The sequence below is a fragment of the Amycolatopsis sp. NPDC005961 genome (assembly GCF_040629235.1).
GTDB lineage: Bacteria > Actinomycetota > Actinomycetes > Mycobacteriales > Pseudonocardiaceae > Amycolatopsis > Amycolatopsis camponoti.
This window is the reverse complement of sequence record NZ_JBEXVF010000030.1, coordinates 52,967-79,549: the sequence shown is the minus strand read 5'-3', so window position 1 is coordinate 79,549 and position 26,583 is coordinate 52,967. Positions and strand designations below refer to the sequence as shown.

Here is a 26,583-nt window from a genome sequence, read left to right as displayed (position 1 = left end):
CGTGAACACCGACCGACTGCTGATCGAGCTCGGCGGCGCCGAGGTGCCGGGGCTGGCCGACAACCTGATCAGCCTCGAGATCGAGCTGGACGACCAGCTGACCGGGATGGTCCGGCTGACCGTCGCGCTGCTGCTGAAGGCTGACGGTTCGTGGCCCTACGTGGACGACGACCAGTTCGCCGTCTGGACGAAGGTCGCGATCACGGCCGGCTTGGAGGGCGACTCGCGGCAGCTGTTCACCGGCTACATCACCCACGTGGCCTCCGAGTTCGGTGCCGGCCTGGAACAGTGCAGGCTGACGATCTGGGGGATGGACGCCGGCGTGCTGATGGACCGCGCCGACGTGCTGACCACCTGGCCGAACATGCGGGACAGCGACGTCGCGACCCGGCTGTTCGAGCAGGCCCGGCTCAAGCCGCAGGTCACCGACACCGGCATCGTCCACGACGAGGACGTCGGCACGATCGTCCAGCGGGAGACCGACATCCGGTTGCTGAAACGGCTCGCGCGGCGCAACGGGTTCGAGTGCTTCGTCGACGGCGACACCGGCTACTTCCGGCCGCCCGTACTGGACGACGCGCACCAGGTCGTGCTCACCGTGCACGCCGGCGAGCAGTCCAACGTCAACCGGTTCCGCGTCGAGGTCGACGCGCTCACCCCGGCGGCCGTCGGGATGGCCGGGATCGACCACGGCACCGGCGAGGTGCGGGTCGAGGCGGCGCAGAGCGGTCACCAGCCGGCACTGGGTGCCCGGCGGCCCGCCGACGTGCTGCCCGCCGGGATCACGGCCGGTCAGGTCCTCATCGGACAGACGGTGACCACCGGCCCCGCCGAGATGGCGGCGCTGTGCCAGGCCGTGTTCGACGACAACGAATGGTTCGTGACCGGTGAGGGAGAGGTGGCCGCGAACTCCTACGACGCGATCCTGCTGCCGCGCCGGACCGTCGTCATCCACGGGATCGGCGAGACGCACAGCGGCACCTACTACGTCACGCACGTCACGCACCGGTTCACCGACGACGGCTACGTCCAGCGGTTCCGGGTCAAGCGCAACGCCGTGCTGACCGGCGGCGGGGTGAGTCTGCCGTGACGCTGGAACGGATCGTCGCCGGCCTGGCCGACAAGCTGGAACACCGGTACTACGGCAAGTACCGCGGGATCGTGAAGTACAACGACGACCCGGCCGGCCTCGGCCGGCTGCGCCTGCAGGTGCCCAGCGTGCTCGGCATCGACGTCGTCACCGGATGGGCGACGCCGTGCGCGCCCTACGGCGGCGCCGCCGGCCAAGGTGCCCTGTTCGTCCCGGACCTCGAGGCGGGGGTGTGGGTGGAGTTCGAGGAAGGCGACCTGGAGTTCCCGATCTGGGTCGGCACGTACTGGGCCAAACCCGGGCCGGGCAGCCAGGTGCCCAAGCCGCAGCAGGCCGACGGCACCGAGTCCGGCGAGGTCCAGCGACCGCCGACCGCCAAGATCATCAGGACCGGCAAGGGGCACACCGTCCAGTTCGAGGACAAGGACGGTGGCGAGTCGATCATCATCCGCGAAGGCGCGCGGGGGCATCTCGTGGTCCTGGACCAGGACGGCATCACGGTCACCGACGCCACGGGCAACTCGATCGAGATGACCGCCGAAGCCATGACCCTGACCGCCGTGGTCCCGTTCAAGATCGACGCCGCGGGTCAGCCGGTGGAGATCATCTGTGCCGGCATCGACCTGAAGAAGGGCTGAACCATGGGAAAGCTCGTCGTGGTGAAGGGAGATCCGGTGACCGGCACCGACCTGCACACCGTGTCCGGCACCACCGCACAGGGCAGTGCCTACGCCGGTACCGGGAAGTTCGCCTACAACGGGTCGGTCACCGCGGAGCCGAGCGACTTCGTCTCGATCGGCGGCACCCCGGTGGCCCTGGTGACCAGTGGCAGTTCCCTCGGCCCCGCCGAGACGGCGACCGGCGGTCACGGCCCCCTGAGCGGCAAGGACTTCAGTGCGCCGGGGCCGGCGCCGAACTCGCCGGTGTCGTTGCTGGACACGCCGCTGGGGGCGGGCGCACCGAGCAGCGGAGCGGGCAGCGGCCTGCTGACCGTCGACGGCGTCGGGGTCCTGCTCGACGGCGACAGCTTCGACACCTGCGGGCCGGCACCGACGACGGCGGCGTCGTCGGTCGCGGCGCAGGGCCAGGACTTCGTGACATGCGCGGAATGAGGGGGTGGGCCGGATGGTGACCGGGTTCGGGTTCCCGTTCGGCGTCGACGTGGCCGGGTCGATCCGGCCGGTCGACGACGACGCCGTCCAGTTGCGCGGCAAGGTGCTCCAGGTGCTGTTCACCGCGCCGGGGGAACGGGTGAACCGGCCGGACTTCGGCTGTGGCCTGTTCAACCTCGTGTTCGATCCGGACAACGCGATCATGGCCGCCGCCGTCGAGTTCTCCATCGGTCAGGCATTGACCCGGTGGCTGGGCGACGAGCTGGCCGTGGCCGGCGTCGACGTCAGCTCGGCGGACGAGGCGATGACCGTCGAGGTGTCCTACGTGCGCCGCAAGGACCTCGCGCCGCAGGCACTCCGGGTCCACTTCAGATAGGGGAGCGTGATGGTGGACATCGTTCAGGTGAACGGCCAGCCGGTCATCGACTACGCGGCTCGGGACTACGAGAGCCTGCTGCAGGCCATGCGCGACCAGATTCCGCGGAAGCTGGGCCAGTGGACGGACTTCACCAACGAGGCCGACTTCGGCAACGTCCTGCTGCAGCTGTTCGCGCACATCGGCGACATCCTCAGCTACTACCAGGACCGCGTCGCGAACGAGAGCTTCCTCGGCACGGCGCAGACCCGGCGCAGCGTGATCGAACACCTGCGGCTGATCGGCTACGAGCTGGGCACGGCCGCCGCGGCCGCGGCCGACCTGACGGTGACCGTGCCCGGGTCGGTGACGTCGACGGTGACGCTGGCCAAGGGCACCGCGTTCGCGACGAAGAGCCGGCCGGACCGGCCGGCCGCCCGCTTCGAGTACACCAGGGACTCGCCGCTGGTGATCGACTTCGGCGCGATCGCGGCCGATCCGTCGACCGGCCGGAAGGTGTTCACCGGACTGTCGGTGCAGGAGGGCAGGCTGGTCGACCGCGAGGTGCTCGGCACGTCCGACGGCACGCCGAACCAGCGCTTCGCGCTGACGCACCCCGGCGCGCTGCTCGGCCGGCCCGGCGTCGCCCAGCCGACCGGCCAGGACATCAGCGTGCGCACCGAACTGGCCGGCACGATCGACGTCTGGACCCGGCGGGACACGTTGGCGTTCAGCCAGGCCGGGCAGCACGACTACGTGGTCGAGGTCGACGAGAACGACCAGGCCGTGGTCATCTTCGGGGACGGCGGCTTCGGTGTGGTCCCCCGCAACGGCGCACTGGTCACGGCCACCTACCGCACCGGCGGCGGCCAGGCCGGCAACGTCGCGGCGGGCACGATCACCACCATCGCCGACGCGCCCGCGCTCGCCCTGCTGGGCGCCACGGTGACCAACCCGGCGCCCGCGACCGGCGGGGCCGAGCGGGAGACCGTCACCCACGCCGTCGCCCAGGCACCGTCGGTGTTCCGCTCGCTGCGCCGCGCCGTGACCGGGGCCGACTACGAGGCGCTGGCCCTGAGCTACAAGGGCGTCGGCAAGGTGCGGGCCGCCGCCACCGGCTGGAACACGATCACGCTCTACGTCGCGCCGGAGGGGGGCGGCAAGGTCAGCGACGTGCTGGAAGCTGGCCTGATCGGCTACTTCGAGGACAAGCGGATGCTCAGCCAGATCGTCGAAGTGTCCGATGTGGACTACGTGCCGATCTTCGTGACGGCCGAGATCGCCGTGCAGAGCTTCTTCGTGCCCGCCGACGTCATCGCCGCGGTCCGGCAGGCCGCGGCCGACCTGCTGGCGTTCGACAACGTCGGCTTCAGCCAGACCGTGTACCTGAGCCGGTTCTACGAGGACAGCCAGAACGTGCCCGGCGTCCGGTTCGTCAACATCACCGAGTTCCGCCGCGGTGACGTCTCGGCTCCCGCGGTCGAACCGCACGGCACGATCGTGCTCGGCCCGAACGAAGTGCCGATCGTTCCCACCGAGGCCGCCTACGCGCTGGGCCTGAACGTGGTGCTGGTCGACCAAGGGGGCCGGTGACGATGCGACTGGTCGGCATCACGGCTACCGCGCACAGCGACGGCAACCGCATCACGCTCTCCTGGTCGTTCCCGGACCCGGAGCACCCGGTGAGCGTCCGGGTGGTCCGGGCGGAGCGCACCCATCCGGTGGGACCGGAGGACGGCGTGCTCGTGGCGCAGGGCAACGGGATCACCACGGCCACCGACTCCGGCCTGCTCGGCGAGCACGTCTACTACTACACACTGTTCCCGTTCACCGGCAGTCCGCCGGTGTACGACCCCGACCCGCACAACGTGGCCGAGGCGATGGCCACGGCGTCCTACGACTTCGCCGGCCGGCTCTACGCCCTGCTGCCGTCGATCTACCGCCGCTACGACGCCGAACGCCCGCCCGCGCTGCGGCCCGGTCAGTCGCCGGTCACCGATCCCGGACAGCTACGCGGGTTCCTGGACCTGCCCGGCGCCGAGCTGGACCGGCTGTACAGCCTCAACCGGGCCGCGCTGGGCTTCCTGGACACCGATCGGGTCGACGGCCGGCTGTTGCCGCTGCTGGCCCAGTGGATCGGCTGGCCCACCGACGCGCGCCTGCCGGTCGGTGCGCAGCGCAACGAGATCCGCTACGCGCCCCGCCTCTACCCGACCGTGGGCGGCGTGCCGACGCTGGACGCGACCGTCGCCCGGGTCACCGGGTGGGCCAACCGCACCAAGGAGTTCGTGCACAACGTCGCGCGCAGCAACCAGCCGGAGCGGCTGAACCTGTGGTCCACGACGCGGGACGCCACCGGCACGTGGTCGGCGCCCGCGCCGGCGTCGGTGAACTTCGCCTACGACGGCCGTCCGGTCGCGGTCCGCGACACCGACGGCTCGACGCTGGTCTTCTTCCACACGCTGCGGCAGCACGGCTGGGACATCTGGGCCAAGCGGTTCGCCGACGGGGCGTGGCAGCCCAGCGTGCCGGTCGTCGACCGGCCCGGCATCGACAAGAACCCGGCCGTCGCCGTGCAAGGCGGCCTGCTGCGGCTGTTCTGGCAGACCTACGACCCCGCCTTCGGCTGGCGGATCTCGACCGCCACCCGGACCGGCACGACCTGGTCGGCGCCCTCGGTGTTCGGCGACGCGGCGACGCAGCGGCGGCTGCCGGCCGCGGTGGCCGACAACGCCGGTGGCGTCTGGCTGTTCTGGCTGGAACTCGTGGCGGGCGGCTGGCAGGTCCGCTACAACCGGCACGACGGCACGGCGTGGCAGTCGACCACGCCGCCCACCCTGCCCTCGGACGGCGGCGCGAACCCCAGGGTCGAGGACGACCTGTACGTGCTGTTCCACCCCACCAGCACGACGCAGCGGCTGTGGCTGTTCTGGGCCCGGCACGAGCCGGGCGGCCCGGCCGGGCAGACCCGGTGGAGCATCGTCCACCGCGTCAAGCAGGGCCTCGACCTGAACGCGTCCGACTGGTCGCCGGTCCGATCGCTGCCCAAGACGACGACCGCCTACCACGATCGGCAGCCGGCCCCGCTGGTGACCGCGACCGGGGACATCGAACTGTTCTTCAGCTCCACCCAGAACGGCGGCTGGACCATCGTCCGCAACTCCCTGGCCGTCGGCACCCTCACCTGGGGCACGAACCAGCTGGTGGTCGACGGCCCGTACGCGCGACGCGGCCCGATGGCGGCCGACCTGGGCACCGGCACCCTGCTCGTGCACCGGTCCAACGCGAGCATCCCGTACGCCAGCAGCGAGTACGGCGCGACCGCGACGCTGGACAACCGCTACGCGGGAACGACCACTGTGGACACCGGTGGCGCGCAGAAACTGGACCGGCGCGGGAAGTTCGACGACTTCCAGACCTACACCTACGACACCGGCGCCAACGGCGAGCGCGACGACGACGTGCACATCTCGCGAGACACCCTCGGGCTCTACCTCACGCCGACCGTCACCGATCCGGCGCAGGTGAAGGCGACCACCGACCGGTTGGCCGGGGTGCTCGACGACTTCGCACCGGTGACGACCAGATCCGTCTTCATCACGCCGCGAACCGGCACGATCATCGCAGAGGGGGGTCACCGTGGGTGACTTTTCACGCAGTACGTTCGACCGCGTCAAGCACTACGTCGGTGTTCGCCTGCAACAGGGCGTGCCGCTGGTGGACGCCGACTGGAACGAGCTGGAGGACATCCGGCGCTTCGAGGTGCAGGCCTTCCTCAAGTGGTTCGTCGGCGACGGCGTCCCGGCCGGCAACGACGGCTTCCGGATCGCGGCGGCCGCCGGGGGCGGCGTCGCCACCATCCGGCTCACGTCGACGGCGTCCGCGCCCACCGCCTCGACGGTGAGCGTGGACCTGGCGCACTCCACGGCCGCGGCCGCGCTCGGGTTCACCACGGCGAACCGACAGGCGACCCGCGGGCTGGCCCCCGCCCGGCTCATCGGTGACGCGGCCGAGCCGTTCGCGCTCACCGCCGGCATGACGCTGTCGATCGCCGCCGACGGTGCCGCCGCCGAGACGGTGACGTTCGCGGCCGGGAGCTTCTCGGCCGCCCAGGTGGCCGCCGCGATCAACGCGTCCGCGACCCGGGTCACGGCGTCCGCCGGCGCCGGCGACGACTTCGTCATCACCGGTGGCGACGGCACACCGGAGCGCGCGGGGCGCTGCCTGGCCGAGGGCCGGGACGCCGTCCAGGAAGGACGGTCGGCCTACGGTTCCCAGCCGCTGTACGCCAACAGCGCGCTGGCCGCCGCGTGGGGCGTGCCCGTCGTGGCGCCGCTCTCCGCGCCGTCCAGCGGCACCCGGTCGGACCTGGTGTACCTCGACGTGTGGGACCGCGAGGTGACCTCCGCCGAGGACGGTTCGCTGGTCGATCCGTTCGTCGGCGTCGAGACGAGCGTGCGGCTCAAGCGGGAGTGGGCGGTGCGGGTCCGGACGGGCGCCACGACGGTCCCGGCGAGCGGGGACGGCGACTTCACCGCCGGGCACTCCTACCTGCCGCTCGCCCAGCTGACCCGGCAGGCCGCCACCCCGGCGATCCTCCCGCCCGCCCTCACCGACCTGCGGCCCCGCAGCCTCCAGCTGGCGCCGAGCACCCTGGCGGAGGACATGCTGGGCGGCACGGCCGCCGACTACCGGCAGGGCCGCAACCGTCCCAAGGTGAATCTGCGCGACACGATCAACGCCCTGCTGACCGGTCAGCTGCCGGCCAGCCAGGACATCCCGGTGTCGCCGGCCGCCGGGCTGGACGTGCTGACCAAGGCCAGCGTGGTGGACGCGAACGGCGGCCTGGTCGCCGTCTGGCAGTCCGCGCGCACCGCGGGCACCAACCAGATCCTCGCCGCCCGGCTCGACCCGGCCCATCCCGAACTCGGCTTCACCACCGCGCCCGCGATCACCAGTGGTGGCGCGCACCTGGAACCGGCCGCCGTCGCGCTGCCGAACGGCGACGTCCTCGTCGCCTACCAGACCGGGGGGTTCGACCAGACCGGCACCGACGTGATGATGAAGCGCGGCCCGCTGGCCACCATCGGCTCGGCGAGCGAACAGCCGGTGGCGAACACCGCCAATCCCGTCGCCGACCAGGCCGCGCGCGCGGCGATCGCCGGGGACCAGGTCGTGTTCTTCACCCACCAGAGCAGTTCCACCCTGAAACAGTGGTTCTACCGGCGCTACCGGCACACGGACAACACCTTCCCGGACGGGGCCCCGGTGGCGCTGTCCGCGACCGGCCTCACCCAGCGGAACCTGCACTGCGCCGCGGCGGGCGGTGTCGTGTGGGTGGCCTACGCCGACGGCACGAAACTGCAGGCGCTGCGGTTCAACCCGGTGCCGGCCACTTCGAACCCGCAGGACCCGCCCGTCATCGACTTCACGTTCAACACGGCGGCGACCGGCGCGCTGGACGTGTTCGTGCTCGCGCTCAGCGCCACCGACGCCCTCGTCTGCTACGACGACGGCACCGCCGGGCTGGGGATCGCCTCGTGCAGCAACGGCGTGTGGACGACCAGCCACATCGCCGATTCGGACGCCATCGACGGCTTTCCGACGTTGGTGCGCGACGCCGACGGCACCGTCTACCTCGTGAGCGCCCGGGTGCTCTCCAACAGCCTCATCGATCTCGTGCTGCGCAGGCGCAGTCCGATCAGCGGGGGCTGGGCGAACGCGCAGCGGCTGATCACCAACGTCCAGATCAACCAGGCGCCGCACCCGCTCCTGGTCCCGAACCTGGGTTTGTGGCTGCTGTGGCAGAGCAATCGCGCCGCCGCGGATTTCGACATCTACGCCAAGCAGATCATCACGGCAATTTGAGGGGAAACACCATGCCAGACCCGACCATCGACCCGACGACCGGTGGCGCCGCCGCCTACACGATGTCGGACACCAGCGCGTTCGTCACGGTGTTCTCCGTGGCCCTGCAAGCAGGTGGGGGCTCCCAGGAGAGCTTCACCCTGCAGTACGCCGAAACGGTGACCGGCGTGACGTCGTCGCTGACCCACATCGACACCGGCACCGGCGCCCGCATCACCCAGCAGCTGCCCGCCAACGGCACCCTGTTCGTGCCGCCCACCGGCACCCACCAGTACCAGATCGACGTCGTGACCGAGACCGTCCAGGGCGACACGGTGAACGTCGGCGTCACCTTCACCGACCTGAACGGCGGTGTCGTCGACGGTGAGCTGTGGGAGCTCCGCGTCTCCGCCGGTGCTCCGGCCGACTGGTCGCTCGGCTTCTCCAGCGACAACGTGAAGGTCCAGTGGGCCGCCGTCAACCCGGTGGCCACGCTGAACGTGCCGGCCACGGCGGTGGAACTGCAGAACCTCGACCTGCACGCCGGCAACGCCATGCCGGCCACGACGTTCGCCGGTACGCCGCCGGGCTTCACCGCGAAGTACGATTGGTCCTACACCGGCGCCGCTCCCATCACGGCCATCTCGAACAATCCCACGGAGCCCACGGAGACCGACGGCACGACACTGACGGTCAACCTGCCGAGCGTGTACGAACAGGTCCCCATCCAGTTCGGCCTGAACGTCAAGCTGACCGACACAGCCGGCCTCTACACCGGATTCCTGCACAACTCCACGACCGCGCCGACGACGATCACCCAGCGCCGCAAGGACATCGTCTTCGTGCTGGACCGCTCCGGCAGCATGGCGCTGGAGAACCGCTTCGAGAACGCCAAGATCGCGAGCCGGGTGCTGGTCCACCTGATCAACGGCCTGCTCACCGGGGTGGGCACCGACGACCGGGTGGCCATCGTCGCGTTCGAGGACGAGGTCGCCGGCTTCCGCGCCGGCCCGCCGTCCAGCCGGATCGTGGCCCTGTTGCCGCTGACCCCGCTCGACGACGCCCTGAAGGCCATCAACAACCCGGCCTTCGACTTCGGTGCCCCGGGGACGAACACGCCGATCGGGGACGGGCTCATCTTCGCCATCGACCTGCTGGGCAACGCCGGACCGATCACCGACCAGCGGTTCTCGATCATCATGTTCACCGACGGTCAGGAGAACGGCGGTCACGTGGCGCTGGTGCCCGCGTCGGCGACGCCCGCGAACGGGGCGATCTCCTTCCACGACGCCGTCAACTCCAGTTCGCTGCGGCAGGCCGTGCTGGACCCGAAACGCTGCTCCCTCTCGGCCATCGCGCTGGGCCCCAGCGCCGACCAGAACGTGCTCTCGAAGCTGTCGGAGTTCAACGGTGGCGTGTTCGCTCTCGCCAACGACCCCAGCGAGCTGACCCAGCACGTCGGGGACATCCTGGCGGACGTCCAGAAGGTGAACGCGGTCACCAAGGCCACGACGCCGACCACGGGTGTTGCGGACCCGGACGCGCCGCCGGCCCCCGCTGTGCTGCCCGCGGTCTACTTCTCCACCGAACCGAGTGTCGACCGGCTGGTGCTCGCCGTGACCCCGAAGGCCGGCACCACCGTCTTCACCGACACCATCCAGCTGTCCCGGTGGGACGGTGCCTCGTTCCAGCCGTTCCCGGTGGAGATCCAGGAAACCCAGTCGGACCGGGCGTTGTCGGTGGCGCAGCTGCCCGCCGTCGCCAAGGGGAAGAAGATCGACTGGCGGCTCATCCACGGCACCGGGCCGTCCACCGCGGAGGAGCTGGACCCCAGCCAGGTGCTGGTCTACCTCGACCTGCACCTGCTCGCCGACGTGGTGCTGGACAAGCCGTCCTACCTGACCGGGGACCGGATGGTGCTGACCGTCCGCGTCCGCCAGGACGACCAGCCGATCCGCGGCGCGACCGTCACGGCGACGCTGGACGCGCCGACCGTCGGTCTCGGCCAGCAGCTGACGGCGCTGACCGGCGCGGCGTCGAGTTCGGTCGCCGGCAGCCCGGACAAGCCGACCTGGATGGAGCAGCGCATCGGCGCGCTGCTCACCAAGCAGCAGTGGAAGACGCTGCCGCGCACCTGCCACGGCGGCAGCGGGCTGTTCGTCGACGGTACGAACGGCCTGTTCGACCCGGACGGCGACGGCAACTACACCAACACGTTCGCCAAGGTGTTCAAGGAAGGCACGTACGTCTGGCACCTGTCGGTGGCGGGCACGGACCTGAACGGCAACCCGTTCACCCGGGAGCTGACCATCACGACGTTCGTGCGGGTGAAGGTCGACCCGAAGGCCACCAAGATCACGGTGACCCGGATCGCCCACGACCCGAGCGGCATGCTGGCCGCCCAGGTCGTCGTCCTGCCGCAGGACAAGCGCGGTGAAGACCTCGGACCCGGCAAGGACGACGAGGTCATCTTCGCGCTGCGGGACGGCGCGTTCCAGCACGTCGTCAACCACCAGCCGGCGCCGGTGCAGACCGACGGCACCTACCAGCGGGTCATCCTGTTCACCAACCGCCAGCGGCCGACGCTGAAGGTGTCGGCCGCCGGTGTGCTGCTGCCGACGATCGACATCCGCAGGCGGCTGCTCGGCTTCGAGGACGACGACTGATCGGCGACCGGACGGAGGCTCCCGGGCCTCCGTCCGGTCGCGGCTCCGGAGGGGACATGGCCAGTAAACGTGTGACGAGCAGGGAACCGAACCGGCCGGCTCGACCGGCCGGGACCGCACCGGCGGCCGTACCGGTCAGCCCGGTGGCGGCCGTCCACCGCGCGTTGGGCAACCACTGGTGGGGTGCCGCGTTCGCCAGGGACACGGTGGCCCACGGCTCCGGGATGCCGCTGCCGGACGGGGTGCGTTCGTCGATGGAGCAGGCGTTCGCGGGCACCGCCGTCTCGCCGGCGCCGGCATCGGCGCAGGGCAAGTCCGCGGTGAGCCAGGCCGGAGACGCCGGGGAGCGGGAGGCCGACGCGATCGCGGCCAGGGTGGTCGCCGGGCCCGCACCGACGACCGCCGGCGGCCCCGACTTCGGTTCGGTGCGGGTGCACACCGGGCCCGGCGCGGAGCGCGCGGCGCGTTCGCTCTCGGCCGCCGCGTACACGGTCGGAGACGACGTCGTGTTCGGCGCCGGCCAGTACCAGCCCGACACGCCGGCCGGCCGGTCGCTGATCGCGCACGAGCTCACCCACGTGCTGCAGCAGCGGGCCGGGGCGGAGCAGGTGCACCGCAAGGAGATCGACTCGTCACTGGCCGGGGGCAACCGGGCGAACGTCGGCCCGTCCGACTGGCTGGCCCTGGACCGGCAGGAATGGGAGATCCTCAGCCTCAACGGCGGTATCCGGTCCCTGTCCCCGTCCAACACGTTCATGCGCGCGGTGTTCTACAACACGCAGAACGTCCTGCCCGCCGAATACACGACGGTGCGCCAGCGCCACGACTATTACGACCTGATCAGCTACGTCCTCGAATTCGACCGGAACACACCGGGTCCCCTGCGTGACATCCGTTTCTTCCACGCGGCCACGGTGGTCACCGGAACGCCCGGAGTCGGCTCGGTGGACACGGCGCTGGGCGCGGGGATGCTGGGCAAGGAGACTCGCCAGATCCTCCGCGACGTCAACGAACAGCTGTTCGCCCTCAACATGAAGGTCATCCACAACCTGATCTTCGAATGGAAGCAACCCCGCGACCCGGTGACCGGTGCGCCCGGGCCGATCGGCGGGTTCGACTTCGACATCCGGATGGTGCAGAACGAGCAGCGAACGGTCGAGAACTTCATCACCAAGAACCCTTCGCGGTTCACCGGTGCCGTCGTCAGTGAACTCAACGAGACGTTGGACCCGGACAAGTTCGGCCAGTTCTGGAACCCGTCCAAGACCGGCTTCGAATGGGCGAAGAAAGCGCTCGGCGTGCCGGCTCTCGACTTCCGGAACATCGACCACCGGCAGGCGATCGGCTTCGCCGAGGTGCACCTCTTCCACCACAAGCCGTACGCCGACTACGAGGCGTTCGTGCGCGCCCGCAAGGCCGCGGCACCCAAGTCCACCCCGTGATCGCCGTCGCCCTGGCGGACCGAGCTGAGTTTCCGCCCTGAAACCGGCCCGCGATCGACGCATACCCTTACTCCCGGCCGCTGTCGGCAGCGGCCGCCCGGTCGTGCGGCCGCAGTGCGTTCAGCACCACGTGCTCCCGCTGGAGAACCCGCACCTGCGACCTGCTCGCCCAGGCTCAGGCTGATCCGGAGGTGCGCGGACGGCCCGGCCCGCACACGCGCCCCCCACCGGGGTCGCCAGGACCGGTCGGTCAGCGGGTCAGCCGCACCGGGAGGACCGGATCGCGTTCGCGGCGTCGCCGTGGACGTGGTCGGCCCGGTGAAGGTCTCCGCCGCCTCGTCCCCGGTTCGGTGCCGCTGGCGATCTCGCTACGGCTCAGGCGTCAAGAGCTGATCGAGTCCATCGCGCGGTCGAGCAGCCGGCCCAGCTGGTGCTTGCCATCGCCGGCGATCCAAGCCGCGACGGCGGCCTCGAGACATCCCAGGGCGCTGGCGATGAGGGCACGCGGTCGCGGATCAACCGGGTCGTCCGGGTCCGAACCGAGCCGGCGGGCGAGCTCGGGTGCGATCAGGGCGCGGAACTTCGCGTGCTTTTCCTGGTTGAGCGCCGCGAGGGCGGGGGTCGCCACGGCGAGCGCGGCCAGTCGGTGGGCGCGCTCGGTCTGGCTCGCGTAGTGCTCGACGAGCGGGCCCATCGCGTGGCGGAGCGCGGACCACGGGGATTCGTCATCGGGTCGCTGCCGCAACGCCCGCGCTATCTCGTCGACGGCATTCGAGGTCTCGCTCGCGAAGACGTCTTCTTTCGAAGGGAAGTAGCGGAAGAACGTGCTCCGCGAGATCCCGGCGACCGCGCAGATGTCGTCGATGGTGGTCTGCTCGTAGCCGCGGTCCAGGAACAGGTCGAGCGCCATCTCGGACACCTGCGCCCGCATGGCGCGCCGGGCGAGTTCGCGCGCACCGGGACGACGCTCGTCCCCCTCCGGCAGCCTGGTCACCGGCCGATGGTACTACACCCCAAATCTGGTACCGTGGTTTCACAAACGCTACTCGGTATCACATTCTGAGCGGAGATGTACGTCGATGGACCCGAGCCAGGCCACGAACGCCACGCCCCCCGTGAACGATCGGCTGGAGGCGCTCACCGCCGACCTGCCCGCGGAAGAACGGGCGCTGGTGTCGGCCGCGGCGTCGCTGGTGCCGGCCTTGAGCGCCGACGCGGAGACAGCGGATGCCACGGGAAGACTGCCCGGCGACACCATCGCGGCGCTGCGCAAAGAGGGCTTGTTCCGCCTCGCCACCCCGCGGAAGTACGGCGGCCACGAGACCGGCGCGTGCACCGCGACGGCTGTGGCCGCCGAAGTGGCGCGCGGCTGCCCCTCGGCGTCTTGGGTGCTGACGGTGTACTACACCGCGAGTGTCGCCCTCTGGCTCTTCCCGGAGCAGGTGCGGCATCGGGTCTGGGACGAGGATCCGGACGCGACCGTGTGCGGTTCCTCCGCCGGCGCCGCGCCGGCGCGGGCGGTCGACGGCGGCTACCTGCTCAGCGGCCGCTGGGGCTGGGCTTCGGGCATCCACCACGCGTCCTGGGCGATCCTCAGCGTGGTGACCGACGCCGCGGCGTCCCCTCCGGAAGGCGGGTTCGCCCTGGTGCGGACGAGCGAACTGTCGGTCGAAGACACCTGGAACATGGCCGGGATGCGCGGCACGGGCAGTGACACGATCATCGCGGACGACGTGTTCGTGCCGGGGGAGCAGGTCGTCTTCCCGTCCAGGGTGGCCGCGTCCCAGGGGGCTTCGACGCCCCTGAGCGTGCCGAAACCGCAGGGCCTGATGGGGGCGCTGGCCGCGCCGGTGCTGGGGATGGGCATGGCGCTCCACGATCACGTCGTGGAGAAACTCCGCGCCGGCCGGCCGCTGGTCTCCGCGGCGAGATCGCCCGCGCGGGCGATCGACTCTCCCGCCGTACTGGCGAACATCGCCGACGCCGCCCTGCTCATCGACAGTGCGATCCTGCAGGCCGCGCGCACCGCCCACGCCGTCGACCGAGCCACCCGCACGGGCGCGCACCTGTCTTCCGTCGCCATCGCCCGCTCCCGGATGGACTGCGGGTTCGCCGCGCGGCAGATCCGGCAGGCGGTGGACAAGCTGCTGGACGTCGGCGGTGCCGGCCGGTTCGCCGAATCGGATCCGGGGCAGCGGATCTGGCGCGATCTGGGTACCGCGACCCGGCACCCCGCCTTCGTCACCGAACTCGCCCGCGAACAGTACGGACGGCTGCTGGTCTCGCTTCCCCCGGCACAGTGAGGAAGGGCGATCGCGCCGACAGTTGCGTTCGGGTAATCCCACGAGTGCAGCGCACTCATTTGAAGTGACCGTCGTATCGCCCTAGGGTGAAAAACGTCAGTCGCTCTTTTTCCGAATCCGGAGACTTCATGGAATTCACCGTTCTCGGCGCCACCGGTGCCACCGGCGTCGAACTGACTCGCCAGGCTCTGGAACGGGGTCACACCGTCACCGCGGTCGCCCGCAACCCGGACCGGATCACGGTGCCGGCATCCGATCGCCTGGTTCGCGTCGCGGGCGACGTCCGCGATCCCGAGTCGATCGGCCGCGCGCTGAAGGGCGCCAAGGTGATTCTGTCCGGGCTCGGCATCGCCGGTAAGGACGCCCCCGGAGTGCTGACCGCGGGAGCTCGGGCGGCGGTCGGCGCCGAACCGGATTTCCTCGTGTGGCTCGCCGCCTTCGGCACCGGTGAGTCGGCGCCGTTCGCCGGCGTTCTCACCCGGACGCTGCTGCGCACCTTCATGCGGAACGAGCTGGACGACCGCACCACGGCGGACGCGATCGTGCGCCGCAGCGGCGGCACGGTTTTCCACGCCGGCCCGTTGTCCGACGGGGAACTCAGCCCGGCTCGGCGCACGGTATCGCTCGACGACGCTCCTCGCCGGCTCTTTCCCGCCCGGATCAGCCGTGCCACCGTCGCGGCCGCCATGCTCGACGAGGCGGAGCGGCCGGAATACGGCGGGCGAATCGCGCTCCCGCTCGCGAAATGACGGTCCGGTTCACCACCCTTTCGATCGCCGACTCAGGAGATAAGTGTGTCTCAGGACCTGTTGCGTGCCACGACCGCCGCCGTCCGCCAGGCGGGCGCCCGGCTGCTGAAGCGGTACTCCACCGCCGCCCGCCAGCCGGGGCTGCCCGAGCTGCTCGCCGAGCTCCACGCCAATGACCTGACCGTCGTCGACGTGCTGGAACCCGCGCTGGCCGAGATCGTCCCCGAGGCGCGCTGGCTCAACGACGAGCACGGCTCCGGCCCGCTGCCCGAGGGTGCGTGGTGGCTGATCGATCCGGTCGGCGGCAACCTCAACGCCGTGCACGGGATGACCGACTGGAACATCGGGGTCAGCCTGGTCCGCGACGGCCGTCCGGTGCTCGCGGTGCTGTACTTCCCGCTGCTGGACGAGATGTTCACCGCCACCGAGGGCGGCGGCACCTTCCTGAACGGCGTGCCCGTGCGGGTCTCCGACAAGCAGTCACTCGACGGCGCGCTGACCGGAACCGGCCAGGCACAGCCCGGCACGACCGTCGCACTGGCCGACCGCACGGGCGCCTCGTTCGCCGCGATGTCCAAGGCCGCGCTGTACGTCCGGATCTCGGTGCCGGTGAGCCACCAGCTCGCCCAGGTCGCGGCGGGACGGATGGATCTGCACTGGCAGTTCGACAACGTCCGCGCCCACGCCGGCGGTGTGCTGCTGGTGCTCGAGGCCGGAGGGGTGGTCACCGACCTCGACGGGAAACCGTGGACGGTCACCTCGGAGAGCTACCTGGCCGCCGCCCCGGGAGTACACGCCGCGGCGTTGAACGTTCTCACCGCCTGAACCGGTTGCCGCGGAAGGAGATCGTCGTGGCCGACGTCACCGTGACGACCGGAGCCGCCCCGGTCCTTCACCGGCTACGTCATGGCTTGGTGAGCAGGAAGTACGCGTAGCGCTCGTCGAGCTCATTGCGCGGAACCAGCTGCACCGAGTGGGGCGTGAGGCCGCACGCGGTGGCCAGCTCCCAGAATTCGGGCACCGTGTAGGTGGTCATCTCGGCCAAACCGGTGCGGTAGGCGCGGCGGCGCGGACGCGTGCGCCACGTCCCGGTCGTGTACTTGATCTGGATCAGGGCGGCGCCGCCCAAGCCGAGCAGCTGTTCGGCGATGCGCAGCAGGCGGGCGCCGTATTCGGGGGACGGAATCAGCTCGAACACGTAGAAGCACAGGAACAGGTCGTAGGGCGGGCTGATCCGGCGGAGAACGGCCTCGGGGTCGTCGACGTCGATGCGAAGCCCGGTGAACGGCGTGTCGCAGACGGCGGCGACTTCCTTCTCGCACGTCTCCAGCGTTTCCGCGGAGACGTCGACGCCGACGTACTCCGCCGCGCGCGGGGCGAAGGCGACCGCGTTGGCCCCGCCGCCGCAGCCCCAGTCGACGATGCGCGACCAGGGCCGGTCGAAGCCGATCATCCGCGCGCCGCGGTCCGCCATCGCGAGGTGGTCGTGGCCGATCCGCTGCCAGAGGTCGTCGTGGTCGAAGACGTGTGCGGCACGCCAGTGCGAGTTCGCCCGCCACCGGTCGCCGCCCGCGCCGGCCCAGTAGGCCTGCGAGTCGGCGGCGAGCCTCGACTCGGACTGGCGGGCTCCGGCCGCGGCCAGCAGGCGCTGAACGACGTCTTCGGCGCTTTTGGCGAATTGTTTCACTGTGCGTTTGACGGTGGAAAGAACCGCGATTCTGTCGGTCATCGTGAGACCTTTCCCGAAGCTCCGCCGGTGCGGTGTCGCCTTCGATTCTTTCCGGTCGGCGCGGCAGGAGTACCAGGGCCGTTCGGCCCTGTTCCTGCTCACATGTGGCGGAAAAGCCACTGGTGACCACCGGAGCGGGCTGTCACGCTGATGTCACATCGTCCGTCCAGATAGGACGCGTGCGGAGAACCGTGGCGGCTCGCCGGCTCTCCGCGATGTCGAACTCGTCGCGCCGGCCCCGGGCCGGAGCGGTCGGCTGTGGAGGTTCCGATGAGCATTCCCGTGCTCGATCCGTACGGCGAAGATGTGACCACCGAGAGGGGCGCGACCTCGCCGTTCGCGCCGGTGAGCCTGGCGGCCACGGCCGAGCCCGCGGCCGCGGCGCCGCGGCCCGGCCAGGCGCTGCATTCCCCGTTCGCGGAGGCCGCGGTCGCCGCGGGCGACAGTGACCGCGCCGCCGAGGCGACCGATGCCCTGCTCGCCGAGCTCGAAGACCCCGGTTTCACCGAGGCGCTGGAGGCGCTGGCGGACGAAGCCGCCGCCCGGCACCTCAAGTCGGTCGGCACCTGGTCGAACGACTCGGAAGCGCCGACGCTCGCCACCGCCGACACCACGCAATGGCTGGAGCACCTGGCCGGCGAGGCCGACCGGATGCTGGGCGCGCTGGAGGCGTACTTCGGCGACCGCCCGGCGGACTCGCTGCAGGAGGGCGAGATCGAGGCGGCCACCGGGATCGACGGCTTCACCGATCCGGCGGACGTGCAGCAGCTGTTCTTCGGAAGGTTGCTGGACAAGGCGAAGAAGCTCGCGAAGGGCGCGGTCAAGCTCGCGAAGAAGGGCATTTCCGTCGTCGGCAACCTCGCGCTCGGACCGTTGTTCGGACAGCTGCGCCTGCTCGTCAAGCCGTTGCTGGGCAAGGTGCTCGACACCGCGATCGGCAAGCTGCCCGAATCGTTGCGCCCGTTGGCCACCCAGCTCGCCGCCAAGCTCCGCGGCGAGACCGGCAGCCACGAGGAGGAGCTCGCGGAGACGTTCGACCGCAGCCTCGCCGAGCTGGTGACCGCCCCCGACGACGCCACGGCCGCGCGGATGCTGGCCGAGCTGCAGCCGGCGGAGGAGGACGCGTACGCGCTCTCGGCCGCGCACCAGCTGGACTCGGCCCGCGTCCGGCTGGCCCGCGAGCTGACCGAGGCCGACCCCGGTGTCCCGCCCGTCGCGCAGCTCGAGCAGTTCATCCCCGTGGTGATGGCGGCGATGCCGTTGATCCGCACGGGTGTCCGGCTGATCGGCCGCGACCGGATCGTCGACGGGATCGCCAAGCCGCTCTCACAGCTGATCGCGAGCATGGTCGGGCAGGACGCGGCGAACCTGCTGTCGCGGCACATCGCGAGCGCCGGGCTGGGCCTGCTCGGCCTGGAGGCCGGCGGCGGCGACCCGGCACTGGGCGGCGAGGCGCTCGCCGCGGCGGCCGAGGACACCGTGCGGGAGGTGCTGACGCTGCCGCCGGAGTCGCTGGAGAACGAGCTGCTGCTGGAAACCGAGATCCAGGACGCGTTCGCCGAGGCGGCCGCCCGTCACCTGCCCGCGACCGTGCTCCGCCCCGAACTGGTCGAGCGGGGTGCCGACGGCGAGCACGGGGTGTGGCTGATGATGCCGCGCGCCACCCGGCCGTGCTTCCGCTACAAGAAGTACAGCCGGGTCATCCCGGTGCGGATCACCCGGCCGATGGCCCGCGCGGTGATCCTGTCCGGTGGCGACTCGCTGGAACGACGGCTGGTCGACGACGGAACCGAGGCCTGGCCGGTCGACGGCGAGGTCGAGCTGTACGAGCTCCTTCCCGGTGGCGGGCTCGGGCACGTGTCCGCGTTCGAATCCGCCGACGGGCCGGTCGCCGCGGCCGAGGAGTTCGAGGAGCTCACCGAGTCCGCGGCGACCGTGCTGGCCGGCAACCCGCGCCTGGCCCACGCCGGGCACCACGGCACGCCGGGCAGGCACCGGCGCCCGGGCAGCCGCTACTTCCGCTTCCGCCGCAACGGGCATTCCCTGCGCCGCAAGCACTTCCTCGGTGTGCTGGTCGACTTCACCGCGCCGCAGCCGGTGCTCCGCCTGAACCTCGTGCTCGGCGAGCGGGACACCCACGAGCTCGCCGCGCACCTCCAGCGGCGGCATTTCGTCCAGGTCGTCTCGATCGTCCGGAAGCTGCTCGACACGGCCGCGCTGCGGGCGATCGAACGCAGGCTGACCCGGCTGATGACCAAGCACGGCATCACGGTGGAGGCCGGCGCGGCGGCCAAGCTCGCGCAGCGGCTCGTCGACGGCGTCCTGCGCACGGTGTCCGACCAGCTTCCCGCCGCCGCGGCCACCCTCGCCAAGGCCGCGCAGGACCCGGCCCCGGGCGCCACGCTGACGTTCACGTTCGGGTTCGCCGACCGGGCGGCGCTCGCGGCGGGAACTCCCACGAGCGACCCGGCCGTCGCGATCAGGCCGGGGCGCCACCGTGACTGAGGCGGTGGACCGGCAGACCGAGGCGGAGCTGGCCCACTGGCAGCTCGCGGTCGAGGCCCTCGCCGACCTCGACGCGGTGGCCGCGCCCGAGGCGTGGCAGGCACTGGAGGACTACCTGCAGCGCCGGGTCCGCGACCGGCTGTCCGAGGTGGTCGCCGTGCTGGTGGCCGAAGGCACGGCGGTGCGCCGCATGCTCGGCCAGGGCGGCGATCCCGGCGCGGTGCGGCGGGCGGTGCTGAAGCTGCGCACGCGGTACCTCCAGGTCGAGACGATCCTCGACTTCTACGGTCACGCGGTCAACAGCCGGACCAACCCGGCACTGCGGGCGGTGCTGCGCGGCTACGACACGCTCGCGGGCGACAGCATGGCTGCGATCCTGACCCGCGTCGGCATCGAGCCGCCGCCCGCCCTGGTGTACCTGGACCACGGGCTGGGCGCGTCGATCCTGCGCGCCGGCATCCGGCTGTGGGACCACAGCCACCCCTCGCCGGCCGCGGCGATCAAGCTGACCCGGCACAACCTGGCCTACCCGACCGCGCTGCTGCACGAGACCGGCCACCAGGTCGCCCACCTGACCGGCTGGAACACCGAGCTCGCCGACGCGCTGGCGGCCCGGCTCGCGCCGCGGTCCGCCGAGCTGGCGCAGGCCTGGCGGGACTGGGCCGGGGAGATCGCCGGCGACGTCCACGCCTTCGTCCAGGCGGGCTGGGCACCGGTCGCCGCGCTGGCCAACGTCGTCGACGGTCCCACGTCGGCGGTGTACCGGATCAGGTTCGGCGACCCGCACCCGTTCCCGTTCCTGCGGGTGATGTTCAACGTCGAGCTCTGCCGCCGCTGGTTCGGCGCCGGACCGTGGGACGACCTCGCGGCGGCGTGGCAGCACCGGCACCCGGTCGAGCGGGCCCCCGGGGACGCGGGTGCGCTGGCGCGGGCGAGCCTCCCGGTGCTGGCGGACGTGGCCGACGTGTGCACCCGCCTGCCGATGGCGGCGTTCGGCGGCGAACCGCTCTCGGCGCTGCTCGATCCGCGCCGGGTGTCGCCGCCGGCGCTGGAATCACTGGCCCGGCAGGCCGGCCCGTCGCTGCTCACCTCGGCCTACCTGAGACGGCGCGAGCCCCTGCGGATCCTCGCCCACTTGTCCACCCGCGCGGTGCTCGCTCCCGAGGCGGCGGCGGACCACCAGGCGGCCCTGCTGGCCTGGGTCACCGCCGTCGGCGCGGACGCCGCACCGCTCGCCCCCCATCGTGCAGCCTGACCGGACGGAACGAGAAGACGCCATGACGAATCCGAAGACCTCCGAATCCCGCGCTGTCGCCGGCCGTGCGAAGCCGGCCGCCGCGGAGGTGCAGTCCACCGGCGACCGCGACGCCATGCTGGCCCAGCTGGTCTCGCTCACGCAGTCGATCGGCGAACTAGCCCAGCAGAAGAACGGCTCCGCCGGAGCCCAGGTGACGGCCACGGCGGCCGACGACACCTCGAAGCCGGACCGGGTCCGCTTCGCCTACAACTTCCTCGGCGTGGCACTGGGCCGGCGGGCGCCGAGCGTCTTCCAGCTGACCAAAGTGGACGTCCACCGGGACACCCGCACGCTCACCTTCACCGGCCTCGGCCCGGCGACGGTGGCGCGGGTCCGGGCGGCGAACAACGTCGTCCGGCTGCTCGAAGGGCTGGTGGACGGCACCCCCGTGACCATCGACGACGGCAAGGACGCCATCCGGTACGACCAGCGGATCGACTCGATCGTCACCTTCACCGCGCGCAACGGGACGCCGGTCGCGATCGGCCCGTGCCTCGACCCGGTACCGGGCGAATGACCCCCTAGACAACGGAGACAGCGTCATGTTCTTTCCCTTGGCCAAGATCCTCGGCACGCAGCGGGTGTTCCGCCTGCATCCCTGGCAGATCGCGTACTTGCTGGACGAGGTGTGGGGTTCGGCCCGCCGGACACCGCAGATCCCGGACCCGACCGGGCAGTCGGACCTCGTCTTCTTCACCACGTTCTTCGACGACAAGGTGCTCGACGCGCTCGACCTGCCGACGCAGCCGGGCGACGACACGTTCACCTCGACCGACGGGCTCGACGCGTTCCTGGCGCCGTCCGGCGTCAACTCGGGCGGCCCGTTCGAGTGGAGCGGGCGGCCGAACCAGCTGTTCTGCCCGCCGCTGCTCTGGCACCACCTGGCCTACGCGTACGTCCTCGAGAGCACGGGCATCGTCGAAATCTTCGCCGAGGTCGTGCGGCGGCTGCTGGTCGGCGAGACGATGGGCGTCCTGTCGCCGGACAGCATCGCCTGGCTGCGCGCGACCGAGCAGCTGTTCTTCCGGGACATCCCGACGTTCTCCGTGGCCAGCGTGCTCAGCGAGGTCCGCCCGTTCGACCGGACCAACCGGCGCAACGCGTACTGGCGCATGTTCGGCCTGGACCTCGCGCACCCGGTGCCGCCGGTGTGGGCCGGGTCGGGCCCGCTCGCCGACTGGACGGCGCTGACCGGCCCGGTGAACCTCGACTTCCGGCAGAAGTGGAGCGAGTTCCTGCGCCAGGTCTGGATCGGCCTGGAGAACACGGCGAACAACAGCGGTCCCAACCCCACCGACCCGGGCTACATCGCCCTGCTGTCCACCGCGATCAAGGACCTGCTCGGCAACCGCCGCCGCGGCGGCGCGCTCGCCCGCGAGGAGTTCGCCTACGTGACCATGCTGAACTGGTTCCACCTGACCATCGACACCGACACGTCGGTGATCACCGACCTGCAGGCGCAGGCGAGCAACGCGGCCGACCGGCTGGGCGCGCTCGGCCAGAAGGTGGGGATCACCCCGGCCCTGCGGTCGCGGGAGCTGTTCGACCTCGCCGAACCGATGTCGACGCTGCTGCGCGGCATCGAGCTCGGGCTGTTCGACACCGAGGAGACCGCGGCGAGCCTGTTCACCGGCAAGAACAACCTCGTCAGCGACGCCCGTTCGGTGATCAACAACTGGCAGTCGGCCACCGGCGAGCGGGTCAAGGAATCGCCCGCCTACCCGCGTCCCGTCGTCACCGGCACCCAGCCGCTGCGGGTGCCCGTGCCCGCGTCGCCGCCGTCCGGCGCGAAGGTGCCGTCGTCGAACGGCGCGACCCTCATGCCCTCGGTCAACGGCCGGAAGGAGTGAGGACGGTGCGCGGCTGGACGCTCCCCGAACCCCGGTGGGAGTGGGAGTGGACGCACCCGTCCGGGCCCGAGCCGCCGGCGGTGGAACGGGAAGGCCCGGCCGGTCGGGCACCGAGCCGGATCGCCACCGTGGGGACGTGGGCCGGCTCGTTCACCGTGGGCCGCTACGCCCTTCAGGAAGTGTTCCCGGACGTCGGCGACCTGGTCGTCGGGTACGGGGCGGCCATCGGCATGTCGTTCCGGCCCAACGCGTTCGTCGACGCCGACCGGATCGAGTTCGTCCAGCTGGCGCGGTCGGTCAAGAACGGCGCGCCGTACAACAAGTACGCCGCGACCGACCAGGAGCGGAAGACCGCCGAAAGCCGGATGGTTCCCGGCGACGGCGCGCACATCGACCAGTTCCCGCGGAGCCCGGTACCGTGGTACGCCCCGGCGACTCCCGGCCGTCGCCGCAAGGACGCGAAGGAAAAGCCGACGGATGCGTCGATGACCGACGGGCCGAACCTGAGCTCCGGCGACGACGGCACGTCGGCGGCCGCGGCGCACACCGGGGCGTGGAGCCAGCAGTTCGAGACGGCGGCGGTCGCGACCGCGGGGCCGCAGAAGGGCACCTACTACGGCTCCGTGCGGTGGGGCTGGAGCTGGCCGGAACGGCGGGCTCCCGAGCTGCTGAAGTTCGAGGTCGTCTCGGCGGGCGTGCCGTCGCCGGCCTTCCTGGCCGCGGCCCGGTTGTGGAACGACAGCAAGACCACCGGTGACGCCCGGCCGGAGGCGGTGCCGATCGCCGAGAACCGCACGGTGACGGCGAAAACCGCGCAGCTGTGGGACAACCCGGTCACGCGCGTGACGATCGCCGCCCTGCCGAAGGGCACGCCGCTGCAGCGGATCGAGATCCGCCCGAGTTCGCTAGTGCCGTCCCAGGCGTGGTTCTGGACGAAGGTCACGGTGACCGGCGGGCGGCACGCGGGAAGGACGGGCTGGCTGTGGCTGACCGATCTTTCCCGCTGACCAGCCCGTTCGCGGCGGACATCCCCGGGCTGTCCGATGGGGACCGTGGAACCGGGTTCTCGGTGGAGCGCGAGCTGGAGGACTGGGCCGACACGGTGGCGCGCCTGCCGAGCCTGGTGCGCGTGGCGCTCAAGTCCGGCAACACGACCCTGGCCGTCCGGTTGCTCGTCTCCGGGGGAAGACGGGACGACAACTGGCTGACCGACGTCGTCTTCCACGCTCGCCACCCGGAGCTGCGGGGGCGCGCGATCCGGTCCGGCGAGCGGGCACTGAGCCGGGAGTGGGCGACCATCCGCATGACCATCGTGCGCCCGGCGTTGCAGGCCCCGCCCGTGGCGGTGACCCCGGCGCCACCGCCACGGCCGGTATCCGAATGGCGCCGGCTGGCACTGGCCGCGGCCGGGATCGTCCCGGCCGAGTGGAAACCGGACGACGGGTTCGAGCGCCAGCGGCCGATCGTCGAACGGGTCTACGCCTACTACGCGGGATTGTTCAACCGCGACGAGAACCTGTTGTGGGCGGGGATGGCGAAGCTCGCCGGCGGTGCCGTGTACCACGGGCTGATGGTGGCGCAGCAACAGTTCGACACCGCCAAGTGGGGCATCGGCCAGGATCCCGGCGCCGGTCTCATCGTGAACTACGCGCACGGGCTGCAGGTGGTGCTGCTCGACACGCAGCGGGCGATCTTCGAGGATCTGGCCTGGCAGCACCAGGCCTTCGCGCAGGCCGGCGTGGCGGAGCTGGTGGCCACGGCCGGCGCGCCGGCCGGCGCCTGGCGGGACATCGCCTCCGGGGATCCCGGCCGGGTCCGGCGAGGCAACCGCGAACTGCTGCTCCGGGAGCAGAAGACCGTCGTGGCGCCGTTCTACGGCCGGATCCGCGACCTGAAGGACTTCGACCTGATCCCCGACCGGATGTCCCGCGAGGCGCTGTCGCCGGTACCCGGCGGGAAACCGTTCCGCGAGGTGGTGCCCGACGGCGACCTCACGGTGTTCGAGCACCGGTGGAAGTGGATCGAGACCGACATGCTCCCGGCGTACGAAGGGCTTGCCCCGCAGCGTCGCCGTCAACTGGTCAACACCCCGCTGGCCGACCTCGCCGCCCGCCGCTGGCCGCCCGGCTGACCCCACTGGCCGGCTGTCGACGGATTGTCGACGGGATCTGGGACCGTAAGGGCATTCGCCGGGGCGGAGGCACGGCGGGTGTTCGGTTCGAGGGGGCGGGAATCGTGGAAACCGGAGTGGTGTGTGGCCTGTTCGACGTCTTGAGCGATCGGGAGCTCGAAGTGCTCGCGATCGTCGCGGAGGACAAGACCGATCGTGAGATCGCGGGCCGGCTGGCGATCAGCGAGCGCACGGTGCGCGCGCACGTCAGCCGGATCATCCGCAAGCTCGGCGTCGCGTCGAGGGTGGGTGCGGCGGTGGTGTTCGTCGCGTTCGGCTCGCGGGACGTCGAATGCGCGGTGGCCGGCACCGGGCTTTCCCTGGTCGTCCGGTCCCACCGGTGACCGGCCCGCGAGCGGTTCGGGTGTTCGTGGGCCGATGATCGCCGACGTGACCGCCGGGTGGGCGGTCACGAACGCGACGGCCAGGTGGGGGGAGCAGCAGCCCGGCCCGTGCGGAAGCGAGCCGACCTGCACCGCTCGGCCACCCACTGGGCTTCGACGATCTCCGGCGCGGGCAGGTTCGAATGGTCGATCGCGCGCACCTTTCCCGCGCGGAGCAGCTCGGTCAGCGCACCGAGGGTCTCCTCGATGCCGGTGCCGGGTTCGGGGTGGTGGGCCGCCGCGCTGGTTGGGGCCCGGTCCCATCGGGCCGGTGAACTTGGTGGCGAGGACGACGTCGTCGCGCCGGCCGCGCAGGGCTTGGCCGAGGATCTCTTCGGTGCGGCCTTCGCCGCCGTAGACGTCGGCGGTGTCGATGACGGTGATGCCGCCGTCGAGGGCGCGGTGGACGATGCGGGCGCAGTCGCCGGGGTCGGGGTTGCCGTGCGGGCCGAACATCATCGTGCCCAGGGTGAGGACGCTGATCTCGATGCCGGTCCGGCCGAGCGGGCGCACCGGCATGGGGCTCTCCCGCGCGGTGGCGGGGTGCGGCCGGGGCCGGCCGCACCCCGGGGAAGGTCAGGCTTGGCCGTACTCGGCCGCGACGTCGACGATCCAGGTGACGCCGAAGCGGTCGGCCAGCATCCCGAAGGCCGGCGCCCACCGCGCCGGACCGAACGCCTCGATCACGGTCGCGCCCCGGGAAAGTCCCTCCCAGACGGGCGTGACCTCGTCGACGGTCTCGCCGCGGACGGAGAGGAAGAACGGCTCGCGGGTGATGGTGGTGCCGTTCTCGCGACGCGTGGAGGGCGCGCCCGGGTCGGCGGGCGCGTGCTCGCCCGGCACGTCGTAGGCCATCACCCGGAAGCCGCTGTCGGCGACGACCTGGCCGAACACGACGTGGTCGGCGCCGGGCAGGCCGGCGGGCATCCCGAAGTCGCCGTAGGTGGCGACGGTGAGCTGCCCGCCGAAGACCGACTGGTAGAACTCCAGGGCTTCGCGGGCCTGGCCGTGGAAGTTCAGGTGGGCGACAGCGTTGAGCGACATGGTGTCCGGTCCTTCACGTGCGGTTCCGCCGCTGGAGGATT

The 26,583-nt window shown here is 71.4% G+C and carries 22 protein-coding genes and 1 pseudogene; 19 read left to right on the top strand and 4 right to left on the bottom strand.

All coding sequences use genetic code 11. From position 1 onward, the window contains the following. Position 1: 1 nt before the first annotated feature. The 9 genes from ABZ342_RS25725 to ABZ342_RS25685 are packed head-to-tail and all read left to right on the top strand — an operon-like array spanning position 2 to position 12,512. Positions 2 to 1,090 carry a hypothetical protein gene (locus ABZ342_RS25725; protein ID WP_360477715.1) on the top strand — a complete coding sequence of 363 codons (1,089 nt, stop codon included), beginning with the start codon at positions 2 to 4 and terminating at the stop codon, positions 1,088 to 1,090. After that, entirely contained in the window at positions 1,087 to 1,728 is a 642-nt protein-coding gene (locus tag ABZ342_RS25720; protein ID WP_360477712.1) for a phage baseplate assembly protein V, read from the top strand. The genes ABZ342_RS25725 and ABZ342_RS25720 overlap by 4 nt, the downstream gene beginning before the upstream one ends. A 3-nt stretch (positions 1,729 to 1,731) precedes the next feature. Beyond that, positions 1,732 to 2,202: a hypothetical protein gene (locus ABZ342_RS25715; protein ID WP_360477709.1), complete on the top strand. Its 471-nt coding sequence runs from the start codon at positions 1,732 to 1,734 to the stop codon at positions 2,200 to 2,202. 13 nt (positions 2,203 to 2,215) lie between these two features. Continuing rightward, positions 2,216 to 2,578, top strand: coding sequence for a GPW/gp25 family protein (locus ABZ342_RS25710; RefSeq protein WP_360477706.1), 363 nt, complete (start codon positions 2,216 to 2,218; stop codon positions 2,576 to 2,578). Positions 2,579 to 2,587: 9 nt separating this feature from the next. Beyond that, the gene (locus ABZ342_RS25705; RefSeq protein ID WP_155542787.1) at positions 2,588 to 4,150 is read left to right on the top strand and encodes a baseplate J/gp47 family protein; all 1,563 of its coding nucleotides are present in this window, start codon (positions 2,588 to 2,590) and stop codon (positions 4,148 to 4,150) included. After that, positions 4,147 to 6,204 (top strand): hypothetical protein, encoded by a 2,058-nt coding sequence (locus tag ABZ342_RS25700; RefSeq protein ID WP_360477703.1) that lies wholly within the window; start codon positions 4,147 to 4,149, stop codon positions 6,202 to 6,204. Before ABZ342_RS25705 ends, ABZ342_RS25700 begins: the two co-directional genes overlap by 4 nt. Continuing rightward, entirely contained in the window at positions 6,197 to 8,425 is a 2,229-nt protein-coding gene (locus tag ABZ342_RS25695; RefSeq protein WP_360477700.1) for a DUF6519 domain-containing protein, read from the top strand. Before ABZ342_RS25700 ends, ABZ342_RS25695 begins: the two co-directional genes overlap by 8 nt. An 11-nt stretch (positions 8,426 to 8,436) precedes the next feature. Next, positions 8,437 to 11,070, top strand: coding sequence for a vWA domain-containing protein (locus ABZ342_RS25690; RefSeq protein WP_360477697.1), 2,634 nt, complete (start codon positions 8,437 to 8,439; stop codon positions 11,068 to 11,070). Positions 11,071 to 11,126: 56 nt separating this feature from the next. Continuing rightward, a complete protein-coding gene (locus tag ABZ342_RS25685) occupies positions 11,127 to 12,512 on the top strand; it encodes a DUF4157 domain-containing protein (protein ID WP_360477694.1) in 1,386 nt (461 codons plus the stop codon). Between the two features lie 382 nt (positions 12,513 to 12,894). On the opposite strand, the gene ABZ342_RS25680 is transcribed toward ABZ342_RS25685, so the two are convergent. Then, positions 12,895 to 13,506: a TetR family transcriptional regulator gene (locus ABZ342_RS25680; RefSeq protein ID WP_360477692.1), complete on the bottom strand. Its 612-nt coding sequence runs from the start codon at positions 13,504 to 13,506 to the stop codon at positions 12,895 to 12,897. Between the two features lie 85 nt (positions 13,507 to 13,591). Between ABZ342_RS25680 and ABZ342_RS25675 the strand changes: the two genes are divergently transcribed. The 3 genes from ABZ342_RS25675 to ABZ342_RS25665 all read left to right on the top strand — a co-directional run bounded on the left by ABZ342_RS25675 (position 13,592) and on the right by ABZ342_RS25665 (position 16,389). Next, positions 13,592 to 14,815 (top strand): acyl-CoA dehydrogenase family protein, encoded by a 1,224-nt coding sequence (locus tag ABZ342_RS25675; RefSeq protein WP_360477689.1) that lies wholly within the window; start codon positions 13,592 to 13,594, stop codon positions 14,813 to 14,815. 128 nt (positions 14,816 to 14,943) lie between these two features. Then, a complete protein-coding gene (locus ABZ342_RS25670) occupies positions 14,944 to 15,564 on the top strand; it encodes an NAD(P)H-binding protein (protein WP_360477686.1) in 621 nt (206 codons plus the stop codon). Positions 15,565 to 15,609: 45 nt separating this feature from the next. Further along, positions 15,610 to 16,389, top strand: coding sequence for an inositol monophosphatase family protein (locus tag ABZ342_RS25665; RefSeq protein WP_360477683.1), 780 nt, complete (start codon positions 15,610 to 15,612; stop codon positions 16,387 to 16,389). Between the two features lie 79 nt (positions 16,390 to 16,468). On the opposite strand, the gene ABZ342_RS25660 is transcribed toward ABZ342_RS25665, so the two are convergent. After that, positions 16,469 to 17,293 (bottom strand): class I SAM-dependent methyltransferase, encoded by an 825-nt coding sequence (locus ABZ342_RS25660; RefSeq protein ID WP_360477680.1) that lies wholly within the window; start codon positions 17,291 to 17,293, stop codon positions 16,469 to 16,471. A 270-nt stretch (positions 17,294 to 17,563) separates the two neighbouring features. Here ABZ342_RS25660 and ABZ342_RS25655 point away from each other — a divergent pair, with 270 nt between their 5' ends. The 7 genes from ABZ342_RS25655 (at position 17,564) to ABZ342_RS25625 (ending at position 25,459) form a co-directional block, all read left to right on the top strand. Next, positions 17,564 to 19,798, top strand: coding sequence for a hypothetical protein (locus tag ABZ342_RS25655; RefSeq protein ID WP_360477677.1), 2,235 nt, complete (start codon positions 17,564 to 17,566; stop codon positions 19,796 to 19,798). Further along, complete coding sequence (locus ABZ342_RS25650; RefSeq protein ID WP_360477674.1) at positions 19,791 to 21,053, top strand: hypothetical protein; 1,263 nt, start codon at positions 19,791 to 19,793, stop codon at positions 21,051 to 21,053. The genes ABZ342_RS25655 and ABZ342_RS25650 overlap by 8 nt, the downstream gene beginning before the upstream one ends. Positions 21,054 to 21,075: 22 nt before the next feature. Continuing rightward, positions 21,076 to 21,612, top strand: coding sequence for a hypothetical protein (locus ABZ342_RS25645; RefSeq protein ID WP_360477671.1), 537 nt, complete (start codon positions 21,076 to 21,078; stop codon positions 21,610 to 21,612). A gap of 25 nt (positions 21,613 to 21,637) precedes the next feature. Then, positions 21,638 to 22,945 carry a hypothetical protein gene (locus ABZ342_RS25640; RefSeq protein WP_360477668.1) on the top strand — a complete coding sequence of 436 codons (1,308 nt, stop codon included), beginning with the start codon at positions 21,638 to 21,640 and terminating at the stop codon, positions 22,943 to 22,945. Between the two features lie 5 nt (positions 22,946 to 22,950). After that, positions 22,951 to 23,952, top strand: a complete 1,002-nt coding sequence (locus ABZ342_RS25635) for a hypothetical protein (protein ID WP_360477665.1) — start codon at positions 22,951 to 22,953, stop codon at positions 23,950 to 23,952. Next, positions 23,928 to 25,076: a hypothetical protein gene (locus ABZ342_RS25630; protein WP_360477662.1), complete on the top strand. Its 1,149-nt coding sequence runs from the start codon at positions 23,928 to 23,930 to the stop codon at positions 25,074 to 25,076. The genes ABZ342_RS25635 and ABZ342_RS25630 overlap by 25 nt, the downstream gene beginning before the upstream one ends. Positions 25,077 to 25,216: 140 nt before the next feature. Continuing rightward, positions 25,217 to 25,459 (top strand): helix-turn-helix transcriptional regulator, encoded by a 243-nt coding sequence (locus ABZ342_RS25625; RefSeq protein WP_360477659.1) that lies wholly within the window; start codon positions 25,217 to 25,219, stop codon positions 25,457 to 25,459. Between the two features lie 285 nt (positions 25,460 to 25,744). Here the strand turns inward: ABZ342_RS25625 and ABZ342_RS25620 are convergent. Continuing rightward, a pseudogene (locus tag ABZ342_RS25620) lies at positions 25,745 to 26,017 on the bottom strand (aldo/keto reductase); the annotation flags it as partial. A 57-nt stretch (positions 26,018 to 26,074) separates the two neighbouring features. Continuing rightward, on the bottom strand, positions 26,075 to 26,542 hold the full coding sequence (locus ABZ342_RS25615) for a VOC family protein (protein ID WP_360477656.1): 468 nt from the start codon (positions 26,540 to 26,542) through the stop codon (positions 26,075 to 26,077). Positions 26,543 to 26,583: the final 41 nt, after the last annotated feature.

Coding starts and splice junctions, on each gene's coding strand:
- ABZ342_RS25715 (WP_360477709.1), top strand. CDS start 1,732: ATGGGAAAGCTCGTCGTGGTGAAGGGAGATCCGGTGACCGGCACCGAC.
- ABZ342_RS25710 (WP_360477706.1), top strand. CDS start 2,216: ATGGTGACCGGGTTCGGGTTCCCGTTCGGCGTCGACGTGGCCGGGTCG.
- ABZ342_RS25705 (WP_155542787.1), top strand. CDS start 2,588: ATGGTGGACATCGTTCAGGTGAACGGCCAGCCGGTCATCGACTACGCG.
- ABZ342_RS25690 (WP_360477697.1), top strand. CDS start 8,437: ATGCCAGACCCGACCATCGACCCGACGACCGGTGGCGCCGCCGCCTAC.
- ABZ342_RS25685 (WP_360477694.1), top strand. CDS start 11,127: ATGGCCAGTAAACGTGTGACGAGCAGGGAACCGAACCGGCCGGCTCGA.
- ABZ342_RS25675 (WP_360477689.1), top strand. CDS start 13,592: ATGGACCCGAGCCAGGCCACGAACGCCACGCCCCCCGTGAACGATCGG.
- ABZ342_RS25670 (WP_360477686.1), top strand. CDS start 14,944: ATGGAATTCACCGTTCTCGGCGCCACCGGTGCCACCGGCGTCGAACTG.
- ABZ342_RS25660 (WP_360477680.1), bottom strand. CDS start 17,293: ATGACCGACAGAATCGCGGTTCTTTCCACCGTCAAACGCACAGTGAAA.
- ABZ342_RS25655 (WP_360477677.1), top strand. CDS start 17,564: ATGAGCATTCCCGTGCTCGATCCGTACGGCGAAGATGTGACCACCGAG.
- ABZ342_RS25645 (WP_360477671.1), top strand. CDS start 21,076: ATGACGAATCCGAAGACCTCCGAATCCCGCGCTGTCGCCGGCCGTGCG.
- ABZ342_RS25640 (WP_360477668.1), top strand. CDS start 21,638: ATGTTCTTTCCCTTGGCCAAGATCCTCGGCACGCAGCGGGTGTTCCGC.
- ABZ342_RS25615 (WP_360477656.1), bottom strand. CDS start 26,542: ATGTCGCTCAACGCTGTCGCCCACCTGAACTTCCACGGCCAGGCCCGC.